Genomic DNA, 16,062 nt, shown 5'->3' with positions numbered 1-16,062 from the left:
TTTATTACATTTCTACGGTCATATGTGATGCGAAATCTAACTATCCTTGGCGCTACCGGCTCTATTGGTGCAAGTACACTAAAAGTCGTTGAGCAAAACCCAGATCTTTATACGGTCGTAGCACTAGCCGCCGGTTCGAATGTTGAAAAGATGCTGGCGCTAGTTGAAAAGTGGCAACCAAGCTATGTTGCTATGGCTTGCCCCGATGCAGCGTCTCAACTGAGTGATGTGTTGTCTTCGGATTACCCAAACATCAAAGTACTTTCAGGCTCAGAAGGCATGTGTCAGGTCGCTTCCCTAGATGAAGTAGACACTGTTATGGCTGCGATTGTTGGCGCAGCAGGCTTGCTTCCTACTATGGCTGCGGTTAAGGCAAGTAAGCGTATCTTGCTTGCTAACAAAGAAGCTTTGGTGATGTCTGGGCAGCTGTTTATAGACGCCGTAGAAAAGTACGGTGCAGAACTACTTCCTGTCGACAGTGAGCATAATGCTATTTTCCAATGCCTTCCGCAGAACGTACAAACCAAACTAGGCCGCTGTGACCTTGAAGAAAACGGCATTAACCATATTCTTCTGACTGGTTCTGGTGGTCCTTTCCGTTATACCGATGTGGCTGAGCTCGAATCAGTGACTCCTGAACGCGCAATTGCACACCCTAACTGGTCTATGGGTCCTAAGATCTCTGTCGATTCTGCGACTATGATGAATAAAGGGCTAGAGTACATTGAAGCGAAATGGCTATTTAATGCTTCTCAGGAGCAGTTAAAAGTCATCATTCATCCGCAGTCTGTGATTCACTCTATGGTCCAGTACAAGGATGGCTCTGTGCTGGCTCAAATGGGCGAGCCGGACATGGCAACGCCAATTGCTTTGACGATGTCTTACCCTAATCGCACCGAGGCGGGTGTTAAGCCTTTAGACTTTACGAAAGTGGGCGAGCTTACCTTCTTAGAGCCAGATTTTAGTCGTTACCCGTGTTTGAGATTGGCGATTGAAGCGTGCTACTTAGGTCAGCATGCGACAACAGCCATTAATGCAGCAAATGAAATTGCAGTCGATGCTTTTTTGAATAATCGAGTGAAGTTTACCGATATTGCTGTCATTAACGAACATGTTATGAGCAAAGTATGTGAACAACATAACTCTGAGGGCTTAGATAGCTTGGAAAGCCTTCTCGAGCTAGATAATATGTCTCGTCAATTAGCCAATCAATTTATTAAAGAGCAGCTAGCATGAGTGGAATTCTGTGGAACTTCGCATCCTTTATTGTAGCGCTTGGCATTCTGGTCGCTGTTCATGAGTTTGGACATTTCTGGGTTGCTCGTCGCTGTGGTGTGAAAGTTGAGAAATTCTCGATTGGTTTTGGTAAATCAATCTGGAGCAAAGTTGGCCGTGATGGTACGGAATACAGCTTGTCAGTCATTCCATTGGGCGGCTACGTTAAGATGCTTGATGGTCGTGTTGACGACCTTTCTGAAGACGAACAACAATACGCTTTTGATAAGAAGCCATTGTGGAAAAGAACGGCGATTGTGGGTGCAGGTCCTGCGTTTAACTTTATCTTTGCCGTCTTTGCATATTGGCTAGTATTTTTGATTGGCGTGCCGGCGGTTAAACCTGTAATCGGTGAAGTCACTCCGCAATCTATTGCTGCACAAGCCGGAATTGAAACTGGGATGGAACTTAAATCTATTTCAGGAATCAAAACCGCAGATTGGGAATCAGTCAATATGGGTTTGATATCACACATTGGTGATCAATCCATGACAGTGACGGTTGCTTCTCAAGACGACATCGGCTTTGAGCAACAAATGACATTGGATATTTCAGACTGGTCGTTCAACCCAGAAACTGAATCTGCAATGACAACGCTGGGTTTTAGACCGTACTCTCCAGAGGTATCGACTGTACTGGCTCAAATCATTGATGATGGCGCTGCATACGATGCAGGTCTTGAAGCCGGTGATAAAATTGTTGAGATTAACGGGCAACCTATTGAACAGTGGCAGTCGGTTGTTGAGTTAATTCGTGCAAATCCAATGACACCCTTGGACTTGGTCGTATTGCGAAATGGTGCTGAGCAGTCATTGGTTATGACACCAAAAAGTCGAGAGCTTTCTGATGGTTCGACAATCGGCTATGCAGGTATTGCTCCGGAAGTCGCAGAATGGCCAGAAGATTATCGCTTTGAGTTACAATTTGGTGTAATTGAGTCTGTAGGAAAAGCATTTGATAAAACAGGTCAAATCATTGGTTTGACACTGACAATGCTTAAGAAGCTTATCGTTGGTGATGTTGGCTTAAACAACTTGAGTGGCCCTATTTCAATCGCGAAAGGTGCAGGTACAACCGCCGATTATGGTTTGGTTTACTTCTTAGGCTTTTTGGCTCTGATTAGTGTTAACTTAGGGATTATTAATTTGGTTCCGCTGCCTATGCTTGATGGCGGACATTTGCTGTTTTTCGCTATTGAGGCCGTTACTCGTAAACCGGTACCTGAGAAAGTTCAGGAAATGGGATACAGATTGGGAGGGGCAATCCTCTTCTCATTGATGGCTCTGGCAATATTTAACGATTTTACTCGTCTGTGAATGGTTTCTCACAGGCATTGGTAGTAGCAAGGAATAATTAGAATAAGTATGGCGATTAAGCAAATTCTGTTCGCAAGTCTATTGGCCACTAGTGTGGCTGCGAACGGAGCACAAAACTTTGTAGTTCAAGATATCAAGATCGAAGGTTTACAGCGTGTTGCACTTGGTGCGGCTCTACTGAAAATGCCAGTACGTATTGGCGATGAAGTGGATGAAAGCGATGTATCTGAGATCATTCGTGCATTGTATGCTTCGGGTAACTTTGAGGATGTTAAAGTCCTTCGCGATGAAGGTGTTTTAGTTGTTCAAGTCAAAGAACGACCGACCATCGCGAGCATTTCATTCTCGGGTAACAAAGCGATCAAAGAAGAGCAACTTCAGCAGAACCTAGATGCGTCTGGTGTTCGTGAAGGAGAGGCTCTTGACCGTACGACGCTGAGTAACATTGAGAAAGGCCTTGAAGATTTTTACTACAGTGTTGGTAAGTACAACGCGACAGTAAAAGCGGTTGTGACGCCTTTGCCACGTAACCGTTCTGACCTTAAGTTTGTGTTTACTGAAGGCGTATCCGCTAAGATTCAGCAAATCAACTTTATCGGTAACGAAGTTTTCTCTGACGCTGAACTCCTCAGTCGTTTCAACTTGAACGTTGATGTTGCATGGTGGAATTTCCTTGCGGATGAAAAATACCAGAAGCAAGTATTAGCTGGTGATATCGAAGCGCTGAAATCTTACTACCTTGACCGTGGTTACCTTAAGTTTAAGGTAGATTCTACTCAAGTTGCGATCTCTCCAGATAAGAAAGGCGTGTATATCACGCTTGGTATTGATGAAGGCGAAGCTTATACCGTTAAAGATGTCGCATTTCGTGGTGAGCTCATCGGCCGTGAGGCTGACTTTGAGGCGTTAGTGCCATTTGAAGACGGTGATACTTATAACGGTTCATCGGTAACGTCTTTAGAAGAGAACGTAAAACGAATTCTTGGCGAATCTGGCTATGCGTACCCACAAGTTCGTACTATTCCAGAGTTCAATGATGAGACCAAAGAAGTGTCGTTGGTTATCAATGTAGAAGCGGGCAGCCGTATCTATGTTCGTGACATTCGATTTACGGGTAACAATTCAACGAAAGATGAAGTTCTTCGTCGTGAAATGCGTCAAATGGAAGGCAGCTGGCTTAACTCTAAGTCAATTGATACTGGTAAGAGCCGTCTTAACCGTTTAGGTTTCTTTGAAACGGTTGATGTACAAACCGTTCGTGTTCCTGGCAGTGAAGACCAAGTTGATTTGGTTTACAACGTTAAGGAAGCGAACTCCGGCAGCATCAACTTTGGTGTCGGCTACGGTACGGAATCAGGTGTTAGTTTCCAAGTTGGCCTACAACAAGACAACTTTGCGGGTTCTGGTAACCGTGTTGGCGTAAGTGCCATGATGAACGATTACCAAAAGAACGTGAGCTTAGACTACCGTGACCCATACTGGAACCTTGATGGTGTGAGTCTAGGCGGTAAGATCTTCTACAACGAATTCGAAGCCTCTGAAGCGGGTATTGTCGACTATACCAACCAAAGTTACGGTACGAGCCTTACATGGGGTTTCCCTATGGATGAGCTGAACCGTATCGAGTTTGGTGTTGGCTATACACACAACAAAATCGGTAACGTTCCGACTTATATCCAAGTTGAACAGTTTGCGAGAAGTATTGACCAATATGGTGACGAGCACATCTTAACCGATGATTTCGATATCAATATCTCTTGGACGCGTAATAACTTGAACCGTGGTTTCTTCCCAACAGAAGGTAACCACCAGCGTGCTTTCGCTAAAATGACGGTGCCAGGCTCTGATGCTCAGTACTTCAAAATGCAGTACGATGTAAAACATTACATCCCGCTGACCAAAAAGCATGAGTTCACACTATTGATGCGTGGCCGATTAGGCTATGGTAATGGTTATGGTCAAACGGATGGTAACGATAACTTGTTCCCATTCTACGAGAACTACTACGCAGGTGGTTTTACAACCCTACGTGGTTTTGGTTCTAACTCGGCTGGCCCGAAAGCCGTTTACGGAAGCAGCACAGGTAACAACCCAACCTACGATACTGCTACTGATGATTCAGTGGGTGGTAACGCGGTTGCTTTGGCAAGTCTAGAGTTAATTGTACCTACGCCGTTTGCTTCTGATGAAGCACGCAGCCAGATTCGTACCAGTGTCTTCTTCGATATGGCTAGTGTATGGGATACCGAATTTGTAGACCGTGGCGCGCCTAATAGTGGCGGCCAGTACTACTACGATTACTCTGATCCAACGAATTACCGTTCATCTTATGGTGCAGCCCTTCAATGGATGTCACCGATGGGCCCACTGGTTTTCTCTCTAGCGAAACCAGTTAAAATTTACGAAGGTGATGATGAGGAATTCTTCACATTTACCATTGGTAGAACTTTCTAATATTTAAAGGACAATATTTTGAAAAATATGATTAAAGCAGCAGGTTTAGGCCTTGTAGTTCTTAGCTCTTCTTTCTTTGCAACAGCTGCTGAAGCTGCGCAAAAAGTGGGTTATGTAAACACTGCACAAGTATTCCAGGCTCTACCTCAGCGTGAAGTTGTTCTTCAAAAAATGCAGGAAGAGTTCAAAGACAAAGCAGCTGAGCTGCAGAGCATTCAAGCTGAAGCAAAAACGAAGATTGAAAAGCTTAAGCGTGATGGCGAGCTACTAGGTCCTGACGAAGTTGAAAAGCTACGTATCGAAGTAGGTCAACTAGACAGCAAGTACAAAATCAAAGCTCAAGCACTAGAAAAAGCAAGCCAACGTCGTGAAGCACAAGAGAAGCAGAAGCTATTCAAAGTGATTCAAGATGCTGTAACGAAAGTTGCAGAGAAAGAAGGCTACGATATGATCGTTGATATTCAAGCTCTGCAATACGGCAAGCCAGAATACAACATCTCTGAGAAAGTAATTAAAGCACTGAAATAAGTTTTATGAAGAATCTAACTTTAGCCGAATTGGCAACGATTACCGGGGGAGAGCTACACGGAGATGGTACTATTACCGTTTCAGCAGTCGCTCCTATGGATAAAGCGCAAGAAGGTAACATTACGTTCCTTTCTAACGTAAAGTACAGCAAGCACCTAGGTGACTGTAAAGCATCCGCTATTATGGTTAAAGAGAGTGAGCGTGAACTTTGTAAGACGAACGTGATTGTGGTTAATGACCCTTACGTTGCTTTTGCTAAAGTTGCTCAAGCGCTTGATACTACTCCAGCACCCGCTGCGGCTATTGCTGATTCAGCTTCGATTGCAAGTGATGCGACCATTGGACAAAATGTGTCTATTGGTGCAAATGCTGTGATTGAGTCTGGTGTGGTACTTGGTGATGATGTGATCATCGGTGCTGGTTGCTTTATTGGTAAAAACGCGAAAGTTGGCTCTGGCACTAAGCTATGGGCTAACGTAAGTGTTTACCATGAAGTTGTGATTGGCGAAGCATGTTTGATTCAATCAAGCACGGTTATCGGCTCTGATGGCTTTGGTTATGCGAACGAGAAAGGCGAGTGGATTAAAATCCCACAAGTCGGTTCAGTTCGTATCGGTAACCGCGTAGAAATCGGCGCGTGTACTACCATCGACCGTGGTGCATTAGACGACACAATTATTGAAGATAACGTTATCTTAGATAACCAACTTCAAATTGCGCACAATGTTCACATCGGATATGGTTCAGCCCTTGCGGGTGGTACTATTGTAGCTGGCAGCACGACGATAGGTAAGTACTGTATTATTGGTGGTGGCTGTGTGATTAATGGTCACATTGAAATCATTGACGGCGTTACAATCACCGGTATGGGGATGGTAATGCGCAGCATCACTGAGAAAGGCATGTACTCTTCGGGTATTCCTTTACAGCCAAACAAAGATTGGCGTAAAACAGCAACGCGTGTTCATCGTATTGATGAAATGAACAAGCGTTTGAAAACCGTTGAAAAACTTATCGAGAAGAGCGCGGAATCATAATTCCAGCATTTCTAATAAAAGGCTCGCGTATAGCGAGTCTTTTTCGTTTATAATCCTTCTAATTAAATAAAGAATATACATAGGAATACGACTTTGACTACTGAACAGACAACGATGAACATTACTGAAATTCAGGAACTATTACCTCATCGCTACCCATTCTTAATGGTTGATCGTGTGACTAGCTTTGAAAAAGAAAAAACACTGACCGCAATTAAGAATGTCTCTGTTAACGAACCTCAGTTCACAGGCCACTTCCCTCAGCTTCCTGTATTCCCAGGCGTGTTGATCTTAGAAGCAATGGCACAAGCAACAGGCCTTCTAGCATTTAAATCTTTTGGTGCGCCTTCTGGCAACGAACTTTACTACTTTGCAAGTGTTGATAAAGCAAAATTCCGTAAGCCAGTCGTACCTGGTGACCAACTGGTTATCGAAGTTGAATTCTTAAAAGAGCGTCGTGGCATTGCATCGTTTAACGGTGTAGCGAAAGTTGACGGCGACGTTGTATGTTCAGCTGAACTTAAATGTGCTCGTAGAGAGTTTTAATATGATTCATGAAACAGCGAAAATTCACCCGGCAGCAGTAATCGAAGGTGATGTAACTATCGGTGCTAACGTGACAGTTGGGCCTTTCACTTACATTGCTGGTAACGTGACAATTGGTGACGACACTGAAGTGATGTCGCATGTTGTGATCAAAGGTCATACAACCATTGGTAAAGAAAACCGTATCTTCCCTCATGCTGTTATTGGTGAAGAAAACCAAGACAAGAAATACGGTGGTGAAGAGACAACAGTTGTGATCGGTGATCGCAACGTGATCCGTGAAGCGGTTCAAATCCACCGTGGTACGGTTCAAGACAAAGCAACCACTGTAATTGGTGATGACAACCTACTTTGTGTTAATGCTCACGTAGCGCACGATGTTATTGTTGGTAACCATACTCACATTGGTAACAACGCTATTCTTGGCGGACACGTGACGGTTGGCGACTACGCTGGTGTTATGGCACTGTCTGCGATTCACCCATTCTGCTCAATTGGTGCTTACGCATACATTGGCGGCTGTTCTGCTGTTGTTCAAGATGTACTTCCGTACGTACTTGCACAGGGTAACCATGCTGCTCCATTCGGTCTGAACCTAGTGGGCTTGAAGCGTAACGGTTTTGAAAAACCAGAAATTCGTGCACTACAGAAAGCGTACAAAGAGTTATACCGTTCAGGTAAAACACTTGAAGAAGCGAAAGCGGCTTTAGTTGAAATGGCGAAAGAGTTTACTTCGGTGGCTCCTATGCTAGAAATGCTAGAGAATTCTGAGCGCGGTATTATTCGTTAATACTGGATGTGGTTGTGTACCAATCCGCGCAAGTATGACAATAATTACTTAATCAGATTGGTATAACAAAAAGATCGCTAATCATTAGGCGATCTTTTTTGTTTTAGGCAAGAAGGGAATTGGAAAACTATGGCACAGCAAGAAGCAGCAACCAACAGCACGGACTTTGTTTCGAATGAACCTCTGCGGGTAGGTATCGTTGTCGGAGAACTCTCTGGTGATACGCTTGGTGAAGGTTTTATCAAAGCAATCAAATCACAGTACCCGAATGCTGAATTCGTCGGTATTGGCGGACCCAAAATGAAGGCGCTTGGTTGTGAGTCTCTTTTCGAGATGGAAGAGCTAGCTGTCATGGGCTTAGTTGAAGTACTTGGCCGTTTACCTCGTCTGCTAAAAGTAAAAGCAGAGTTGGTTAAGTATTTCACTCAAAACCCACCAGATGTGTTTGTTGGTATCGATGCACCTGATTTCAACCTAAGACTTGAACTTGATCTTAAGAACGCAGGCATTAAAACGGTCCATTACGTGAGCCCTTCAGTGTGGGCTTGGCGTCCCAAGCGTATCTTTAAAATCGACAAAGCAACCGACTTGGTTTTGGCCTTCCTGCCATTCGAGAAAGCGTTTTACGATAAATACAACGTTGCCTGTGAATTTGTTGGCCACACGCTGGCAGACGCAATTCCTTTAGAACCAAGTAAACAAGATGCACGTGAGCTGTTAGGCTTAGACCAAGACAAACAGTGGTTAGCCGTATTGCCGGGCAGTCGAGGTGGTGAGATGGGGTTGATCGCTCAACCATTTATCGAAACGTGCCAGCGCATTAAGCAAAAATACCCTGACATCAATTTTGTTGTTGCGCTCGTGAATGAACAGCGTAAAAAACAGTTTACCGAAATCTGGCAAACAACAGCGCCTGAGCTTGAATTCACGTTAGTCGAAGATACGGCAACCAACGTGATTACCACTGCTGACTCTGTGCTTCTGGCTTCCGGCACAGTGGCTCTTGAGTGTATGTTACTGAAGCGTCCAATGGTCGTTGGCTACAAAGTAAATAAGCTGACAGGCTACATTGTGAAGAAGCTAGCAATCACTGATTTCGTATCACTGCCGAATATTTTGGCTGGTGAAGAGATCGTGAAAGAGCATATTCTTGAGGAATGCCACCCAGACTTCTTGTTCCCATCTGTCGACAAAATGCTATCAGCCGACAACAGTACATTGATCGAACGTTTTACCGAGATGCATCACTGGATTCGTAAAGATGCTGATAAGCAAGCCGCCAACGCAGTACTGAAATTGATTGGTCGAGAGTTTGTTGAATCATAAAGTGCAGCTTCAGAAAGCACTGACTTATAAGTTACAAAGAGAATTGTCATGGCAGTAAAAGAGAAAAAAGAGCTTCCTCCATTTGAATATCCGCAAGGCTACCAGTTGTTTGCTGGTGTGGATGAAGTAGGTCGTGGGCCATTGGTAGGCGATGTGGTGACTGCTGCGGTTATCCTAGATCCAAATAATCCAATCGAAGGCTTAAACGATTCAAAAAAACTGTCTGAGAAAAAGCGTCTTGCTCTGCTTCCTGAAATCAAGGAGAAAGCCTTGGCGTGGTCTGTTGGTCGCTGTTCGCCACAAGAAATTGATGAGCTGAATATTCTACAGGCAACTATGGTCGCTATGCAGCGCGCTATCGCTGGGTTGAGCGTTCAGCCTGACATGGCACTGATCGATGGTAACCGTGTTCCTGAACTGCCAATGGACGGTCTGGCTATTGTAAAGGGCGATTTACGAGTAGCAGAGATAAGTGCAGCGTCTATTATCGCTAAAGTGGTTCGTGACCAAGAGATGGAAGAACTCGACAAGTTGCATCCAGAGTTTGGTTTCGCGAAACACAAAGGTTACCCAACCAAAGCGCATTTCGAAGCGATTGAAAAACATGGTGTTACCGAGCATTACCGTAAGAGCTTTAAGCCAGTAAAACGTATCCTTGGCATAGATTAGAGCGTATTGATTAAGCTCTATCTAAACTAGAGCTTTACGTTAGCTAGACCTGGGCATCGAATAAAGTTGCTTACTTGCGTCAGAAAAAAATAGAATACACACAGTTGTAATCCTAGGCTCCGGTCTAGAACTCAGGAAAAATAATGTCAGATCCAAAATTTGTTCACCTACGCGTACACAGTGACTTTTCTATGGTGGATGGCCTCTCTAAGGTGCCGCCATTAGTTAAAAAAGTCGCTGAAATGGGTATGCCTGCTCTAGCACTTACCGACTTTACCAACCTGTGTGGTTTGGTGAAGTTTTACGGTACTGCTCATGGGTGCGGGGTTAAACCAATTATTGGTGCTGACTTCTTGATGCAGTCTCCGGAATTCGGTGACGAGCTAACCAAGCTCACCGTCATTGCAACGGACAATAAAGGTTATAACAACCTAACGCTGCTTATCTCAAAAGCTTACCTTCGTGGTCATGTACAGCATCAGCCTGTTATCGATAAAGAGTGGTTGATTGAGAATGCCAAAGGCCTGATTATTCTATCGGGTGCCAAAGAAGGTGAGATTGGTAAGGCGTTACTGAAAGGCAACCGTGAGTTGGTGGCAAGCAGCGTCGAGTTTTACAAAACGTACTTCGCCGATCGTTTTTACTTGGAACTGATTCGTACCGGACGACCGGATGAAGAGTCTTACCTGCACTTTGCGTTGGAACTGGCTGAGCAAGAAGACCTGCCTGTTGTCGCAACCAACGAAGTGGTTTTTCTAACTGAAGATCTGTTTGATGCTCATGAAATCCGTGTGGCGATCCATGACGGCTTCACTATGGTCGATCCTCGTCGCCCTAAGAACTACAGCGCGCAGCAATATCTACGCAGTGAAGAAGAGATGTGTGAGTTGTTCTCAGATATCCCTGAAGCGCTAGAGAACAGTGTTGAGATTGCCAAGCGTTGTAACGTGACCGTTCGTCTAGGTGAGTACTTCCTACCTAACTTCCCTACGGAAGGTTTGGCGATTGAAGACTTCTTGATCAAGAAATCTGAAGAAGGTCTTGAACGACGTTTGGCGTTCCTATTCCCTGACGAAAAAGTGCGTGCTGAACGCAGACCTGAATACGATGAGCGACTTAAGATAGAGCTCGAAGTTGTCAATAACATGGGTTTCCCTGGCTACTTCTTGATCGTAATGGAGTTCATCCAATGGTCAAAAGACAACGATGTGCCAGTAGGTCCAGGGCGTGGTTCTGGTGCTGGCTCTCTAGTAGCTTACGCCTTGGATATCACCGATCTCGATCCACTTGAATACGATCTCCTTTTCGAACGTTTCTTGAACCCAGAACGTGTCTCCATGCCCGATTTCGATATCGACTTCTGTATGGATAAACGTGACCAAGTTATTGATCACGTGGCTGAGATGTACGGTCGTGATGCGGTATCTCAGATCATCACTTTTGGTACTATGGCGGCAAAAGCGGTAATCCGCGATGTAGGCCGTGTATTGGGTCACCCGTTTGGCTTCGTCGACCGAATTTCAAAGCTTGTACCGCCAGATCCGGGTATGACGCTTGAGAAAGCCTTCCTTGCTGAACCGGCACTGCCGGAGCTTTACGATGGCGATGAAGAAGTTCGTGAACTGATTGATAAGTGTCGCATCCTTGAAGGTTGTACGCGAAACGCCGGTAAACACGCGGGTGGTGTTGTAATATCACCAACCACGATCACTGACTTTGCGCCAATTTATGCCGATGCTGAAGGTAACTTCCCAGTAACGCAATTCGATAAGAATGACGTTGAAACTGCTGGCTTGGTTAAGTTCGACTTCTTGGGTCTGCGTACCTTGACCATCATCGACTGGGCGTTAGGCCTAGTGAACCCACGTTTGAAGAAAGAGGGTAAAGAACCAGTTCGTATCGAGTCGATTCCTCTAGATGACCAAGCGTCGTTTAACCTATTACAAAATTCTGAAACCACCGCGGTATTCCAGCTGGAATCGCGTGGTATGAAAGACCTGATCAAACGTCTACAGCCCGACTGTTTTGAAGATATCATCGCATTGGTAGCCCTGTTCCGTCCGGGTCCTCTGCAATCAGGCATGGTAGATAACTTTATCGACCGTAAACATGGCCGTGAAGCGGTTTCTTACCCTGATGAAACGTGGCAACACGAATCACTGAAAGAGACACTAGAACCTACCTACGGCATCATCCTGTATCAAGAACAGGTAATGCAGATCGCACAGATTCTGGCAGGCTATACGCTTGGCGGCGCGGATATGTTGCGTCGTGCGATGGGTAAGAAAAAGCCAGAAGAGATGGCGAAACAGCGTGGTACCTTTAAAGAGGGTGCTGAAGCCAACGGTGTTGATGGCGAACTTGCCATGAAAATCTTTGACTTGGTAGAGAAATTTGCGGGCTACGGCTTCAACAAATCTCACTCGGCGGCATACGCACTGGTTTCTTACCAAACGCTGTGGTTGAAAACGCACTACCCAGCGGAATTTATGGCTGCGGTAATGACGGCTGATATGGATAACACCGAGAAGGTTATTGGCCTTGTTGATGAGTGTTTCCGTATGAAGCTCAAGCTGCTTCCACCTGATATCAACTCGGGCTTGTACCGCTTTAACGTGGATGAAGATGGCGCGATTGTTTATGGTATCGGCGCGATCAAAGGGGTAGGTGAAGGCCCTATTGAAGCGATTATCGAAGCACGAAATAAGGGCGGTTACTTTAAAGACTTATTCGACTTCTGTGCGCGTCTTGATCTGAAGAAGGTCAACAAACGTGTTATCGAAAAGTTGATTCTATCCGGTGCCTTAGATAGATTAGGTCCTCACCGTGCAGCGATGATGGCTTCATTGCCGGATGCGGTTAAAGCGGCAAGCCAACATCACCACGCTGAGTCCTTTGGACAATCAGATATGTTTGGCGTGTTGACCGATGCTCCGGAAGAGGTTGAACACAAGTATACCCAAGTGCCTAAGTGGCCTGAGAAGGTTTGGCTTGAGGGCGAACGCGAAACGCTTGGTTTGTATCTAACTGGTCACCCGGTTAACGCTTACATCAAAGAGTTAGCGAAATACACTAGCTGTCGCTTGAAAGATGCCACGCCAACGCGTCGTGACCAATCATTAACGATTGCCGGTTTGGTGATTGCTGCGAGAGTGATGACCACTAAGCGCGGTACACGAATCGGTTTGATGACACTTGATGACCGATCTGGGCGAATGGAAGTGATGTTGTTCTCTGATGCGCTCGATCGCTACGCAGAGTTGCTCGAAAAAGACAAAATTGTGGTCGTTTCCGGACAGGTCAGCTTTGATGATTTCAATGGCGGGCTTAAAATGTCCGCGCGCGAGGTCATGGACTTAGGAAGCGCCCGTGAGAAATATGCTCGTGGGGTGTCGATATCTATCGACCAATCCCAAATTAACGGTCAATTTTTTGAACGCTTTAGTCAAATCTTAGAACCTTATAGAGCCGGAACGGTCCCAGTCAATGTATACTACCAGCGTGCCGACGCTAGAGCGCGGTTAACATTGGGCACAGAATGGCGTGTGACGCCAAGTGATACATTACTAGACGAATTAAAACAGCTGCTTGGAAATAGCCAAGTAGAACTCGAATTTAACTAAAATTTAGCTTCGCGAATACGGAGCTGAATCAACAAGGATTCATAGATGAGCCTGAACTTTCTAGAATTTGAAAAGCCTATCGCTGAACTTGAAGCAAAAATCGAAGCGCTACGTGACGTTTCGCGTCATGGTGGTGACACAGCGGTAGATCTAGACAAAGAAATCGAACAACTAGAGAAAAAAAGCTTAGAGCTTAAACAGAAAATCTTTAGTGACTTAGGTGCATGGCAGGTTGCTCAACTTGCTCGTCACCCTCAACGTCCTTACACAAAAGATTACCTGGAGCATGCATTCACAGAGTTTGAAGAGATGGCGGGCGATCGCGCTTACGCTGACGACAAAGCTATTGTGGGTGGTATGGCTCGTCTAAATGGCCGTCCTGTTATGGTTATTGGTCACCAGAAAGGTCGCGAGACTAAAGAGAAAGTGATCCGTAACTTTGGTATGCCAAAGCCAGAAGGTTACCGTAAGGCGCTACGTCTAATGGAAACCGCTGAGCGTTTCAACATGCCTATTATTACTTTCATCGACACAGCGGGCGCATACCCAGGTGTTGGTGCTGAAGAGCGTGGTCAATCTGAAGCTATCGCGAAAAACCTAAAGGTTATGGCTGGTCTTTCTGTTCCAGTTATCTGTAACGTTGTGGGTGAAGGCGGTTCTGGTGGTGCACTAGCGATTGGTGTTGGTGACTACGTGAACATGCTTCAGTACTCTACGTATTCAGTAATCTCTCCAGAAGGTTGTGCTTCAATCCTATGGCGTGATTCAGATAAAGCCCCACAAGCAGCTGAAGCGATGGGCCTGATTGCTCCTCGTCTTAAAGAGCTTGAGCTTATCGACGAAATCATTCCTGAGCCTCTAGGTGGCGCGCACCGCGACCCTGCACAAACCGCTCAGAACATGAAAGACATGCTAGTTAAACAGCTAGAAGAGCTAGAGCAGTTTGATAACGAAACGCTTCTTGAGCGTCGTTACCAGCGTCTAATGAGCTACGGCTACTGCTGATAAGTTACCTTAGTAATAAGGTCTGCTTAACGTAACAAGTTGATGAAAGGGTTGGACTCAGTGCCAACCCTTTTTTATTATTAAAACATTATCCTTTCACACACGACCTCTTGGTTTAGTAGCCTCATGACACACTTAATTGATACTTTCACATCTGTACTTGATCAAAGCGCGCTTAAGCCTCGTAGTAGGTTGGTCGTCGCTTTCAGTGGTGGTGTCGATTCACGAGTGTTGTTGGAGTTATCCGCTCAATATGCCCAAGCGCACGACATTGAGTGCCATGCGGTTCATGTGCACCATGGCTTAAGTACAAATGCAGACCTCTGGGTAGAACAATGCCAAACATGGTGTGATGGTTTGTCTATTCCATTAGCTATTGAGCGAGTGTCGTTGGATGTTAACAGTGGAGAAAGCATAGAAAAACTCGCTAGAGATGCTAGGTATCACGCCTTCAAACAACATATTCGATATGGGGATGTGCTTGTTACAGGTCAACACCTCGATGATCAAGTAGAGACTTTCTTGTTAGCGTTGAAGCGTGGCAGTGGGCCTAAAGGCCTCTCTTCAATGGCGAAAGTGATGCCGTTTGTTGATGCTCATATTGTTCGCCCTATGCTATCGGTAACTCGAACCGAGATTGAAGCAGCTGCTTACGGCATGGGCTTAACTTGGGTAGAAGATGAGAGTAATCAGGATGTGCGTTTTGACCGAAACTTTATTCGTCATCAAGTGACTCCGGTGCTGACTGAGCGTTGGCCGAGCTTTCGTGAGTCGGTCAGTCGTAGTGCTCAGCTTTGTGCGGAGCAAGAGTTATTGCTCGATGAGTTACTTGAGTCACACTTTCAGCAAGCTTTGGGAGATAGTCAGAGCTTAAGCACTGAGGCGTTATCTCAACACTCAGACTTGTTACGAGCACGACTGTTAAGAATGTGGTTGAGTCATTGTAATCAAGCAATGCCGAGTCAAAAGCAGCTCAAACTCATATGGGATGAGGTGGCATGTGCTCAGGCAGACGCCAATCCTAAGCTCGTGTTGAATGAGGTTGAGATTAGACGTTTTAATCATCAGCTTTATGTCGTAAAAGAGACCAAAGATTTGTCGAGCTGGCAAAGCAATATATCGATGGGAGATAGCTTAGTTCTGCCTGATGGCTTGGGGGAACTTTATTTTAATGCTGCAGCGACTGATAACTTACCTAGTAACAGTTATGTGCAAAGTTTTAGCTTGCCCAAAGTAAACGGAACACTGCGAGTTATCCTTAATCCTGAAGGGTTGTCGGCTCACCCTGTTGGGCGCGGTCATAGCAGAAAGCTTAAGAAGCTGTTTCAAGAGTATCAAGTCCCCAGTTGGTTGAGACGCAGAACGCCGATATTAATGGATGGCGATCGAGTGATCGCTGTTTTAGGCTTATTCGTAGATAAAAACTACGAAGGTCAAGATTGTGAAGCGCTTTGGAGCAAGTAGAAAAAGTTTGTGTCACAATTCGACGTCAC

Annotated in this window: 12 protein-coding genes; all 12 read left to right on the top strand. The window is 45.3% G+C overall.

The genetic code is table 11. From position 1 onward, the window contains the following. Nucleotides 1-27 precede the first annotated feature (27 nt). The 12 genes from ispC to tilS all read left to right on the top strand — a co-directional run bounded on the left by ispC (nt 28) and on the right by tilS (nt 16,033). Entirely contained in the window at nt 28-1,236 is a 1,209-nt protein-coding gene (gene ispC / locus BCU34_RS10110; protein WP_102479643.1) for a 1-deoxy-D-xylulose-5-phosphate reductoisomerase, read from the top strand. Next, nucleotides 1,233-2,591, top strand: a complete 1,359-nt coding sequence (rseP, locus tag BCU34_RS10105) for a sigma E protease regulator RseP (RefSeq protein WP_048664583.1) — start codon at nt 1,233-1,235, stop codon at nt 2,589-2,591. Before ispC ends, rseP begins: the two co-directional genes overlap by 4 nt. A gap of 48 nt (nt 2,592-2,639) precedes the next feature. Then, nucleotides 2,640-5,045 (top strand): outer membrane protein assembly factor BamA, encoded by a 2,406-nt coding sequence (gene bamA, locus BCU34_RS10100; protein WP_048661222.1) that lies wholly within the window; start codon nt 2,640-2,642, stop codon nt 5,043-5,045. Nucleotides 5,046-5,072: 27 nt separating this feature from the next. Next, a complete protein-coding gene (locus BCU34_RS10095; protein WP_017056311.1) occupies nt 5,073-5,573 on the top strand; it encodes an OmpH family outer membrane protein in 501 nt (166 codons plus the stop codon). 5 nt (nt 5,574-5,578) lie between these two features. After that, nucleotides 5,579-6,610 (top strand): UDP-3-O-(3-hydroxymyristoyl)glucosamine N-acyltransferase, encoded by a 1,032-nt coding sequence (gene lpxD, locus BCU34_RS10090; protein ID WP_048661223.1) that lies wholly within the window; start codon nt 5,579-5,581, stop codon nt 6,608-6,610. Nucleotides 6,611-6,703: 93 nt separating this feature from the next. After that, nucleotides 6,704-7,156 (top strand): 3-hydroxyacyl-ACP dehydratase FabZ, encoded by a 453-nt coding sequence (gene fabZ / locus BCU34_RS10085; protein WP_048661224.1) that lies wholly within the window; start codon nt 6,704-6,706, stop codon nt 7,154-7,156. Between the two features lies 1 nt (nt 7,157). Further along, nucleotides 7,158-7,946, top strand: a complete 789-nt coding sequence (lpxA, locus tag BCU34_RS10080; RefSeq protein ID WP_048606664.1) for an acyl-ACP--UDP-N-acetylglucosamine O-acyltransferase — start codon at nt 7,158-7,160, stop codon at nt 7,944-7,946. A gap of 129 nt (nt 7,947-8,075) precedes the next feature. After that, the gene (gene lpxB, locus BCU34_RS10075) at nt 8,076-9,272 is read left to right on the top strand and encodes a lipid-A-disaccharide synthase (protein WP_102479642.1); all 1,197 of its coding nucleotides are present in this window, start codon (nt 8,076-8,078) and stop codon (nt 9,270-9,272) included. Nucleotides 9,273-9,320: 48 nt separating this feature from the next. Next, the gene (gene rnhB / locus BCU34_RS10070) at nt 9,321-9,941 is read left to right on the top strand and encodes a ribonuclease HII (RefSeq protein WP_048606660.1); all 621 of its coding nucleotides are present in this window, start codon (nt 9,321-9,323) and stop codon (nt 9,939-9,941) included. Between the two features lie 143 nt (nt 9,942-10,084). Then, the gene (gene dnaE, locus BCU34_RS10065; RefSeq protein ID WP_102432048.1) at nt 10,085-13,564 is read left to right on the top strand and encodes a DNA polymerase III subunit alpha; all 3,480 of its coding nucleotides are present in this window, start codon (nt 10,085-10,087) and stop codon (nt 13,562-13,564) included. A gap of 45 nt (nt 13,565-13,609) precedes the next feature. Further along, entirely contained in the window at nt 13,610-14,569 is a 960-nt protein-coding gene (accA, locus tag BCU34_RS10060) for an acetyl-CoA carboxylase carboxyl transferase subunit alpha (RefSeq protein WP_017060731.1), read from the top strand. 126 nt (nt 14,570-14,695) lie between these two features. Continuing rightward, complete coding sequence (gene tilS / locus BCU34_RS10055; RefSeq protein ID WP_102479640.1) at nt 14,696-16,033, top strand: tRNA lysidine(34) synthetase TilS; 1,338 nt, start codon at nt 14,696-14,698, stop codon at nt 16,031-16,033. The last annotated feature ends 29 nt before the right edge of the window (nt 16,034-16,062 follow it).

It is taken from the genome of Vibrio sp. 10N.286.45.E10 (genome assembly GCF_002874195.2).
In the GTDB taxonomy this organism is placed as follows: domain Bacteria; phylum Pseudomonadota; class Gammaproteobacteria; order Enterobacterales; family Vibrionaceae; genus Vibrio; species Vibrio crassostreae.
The sequence above is the reverse complement of the archived record's forward strand: the minus strand, read 5'-3'. Positions and strand labels throughout refer to the sequence as shown.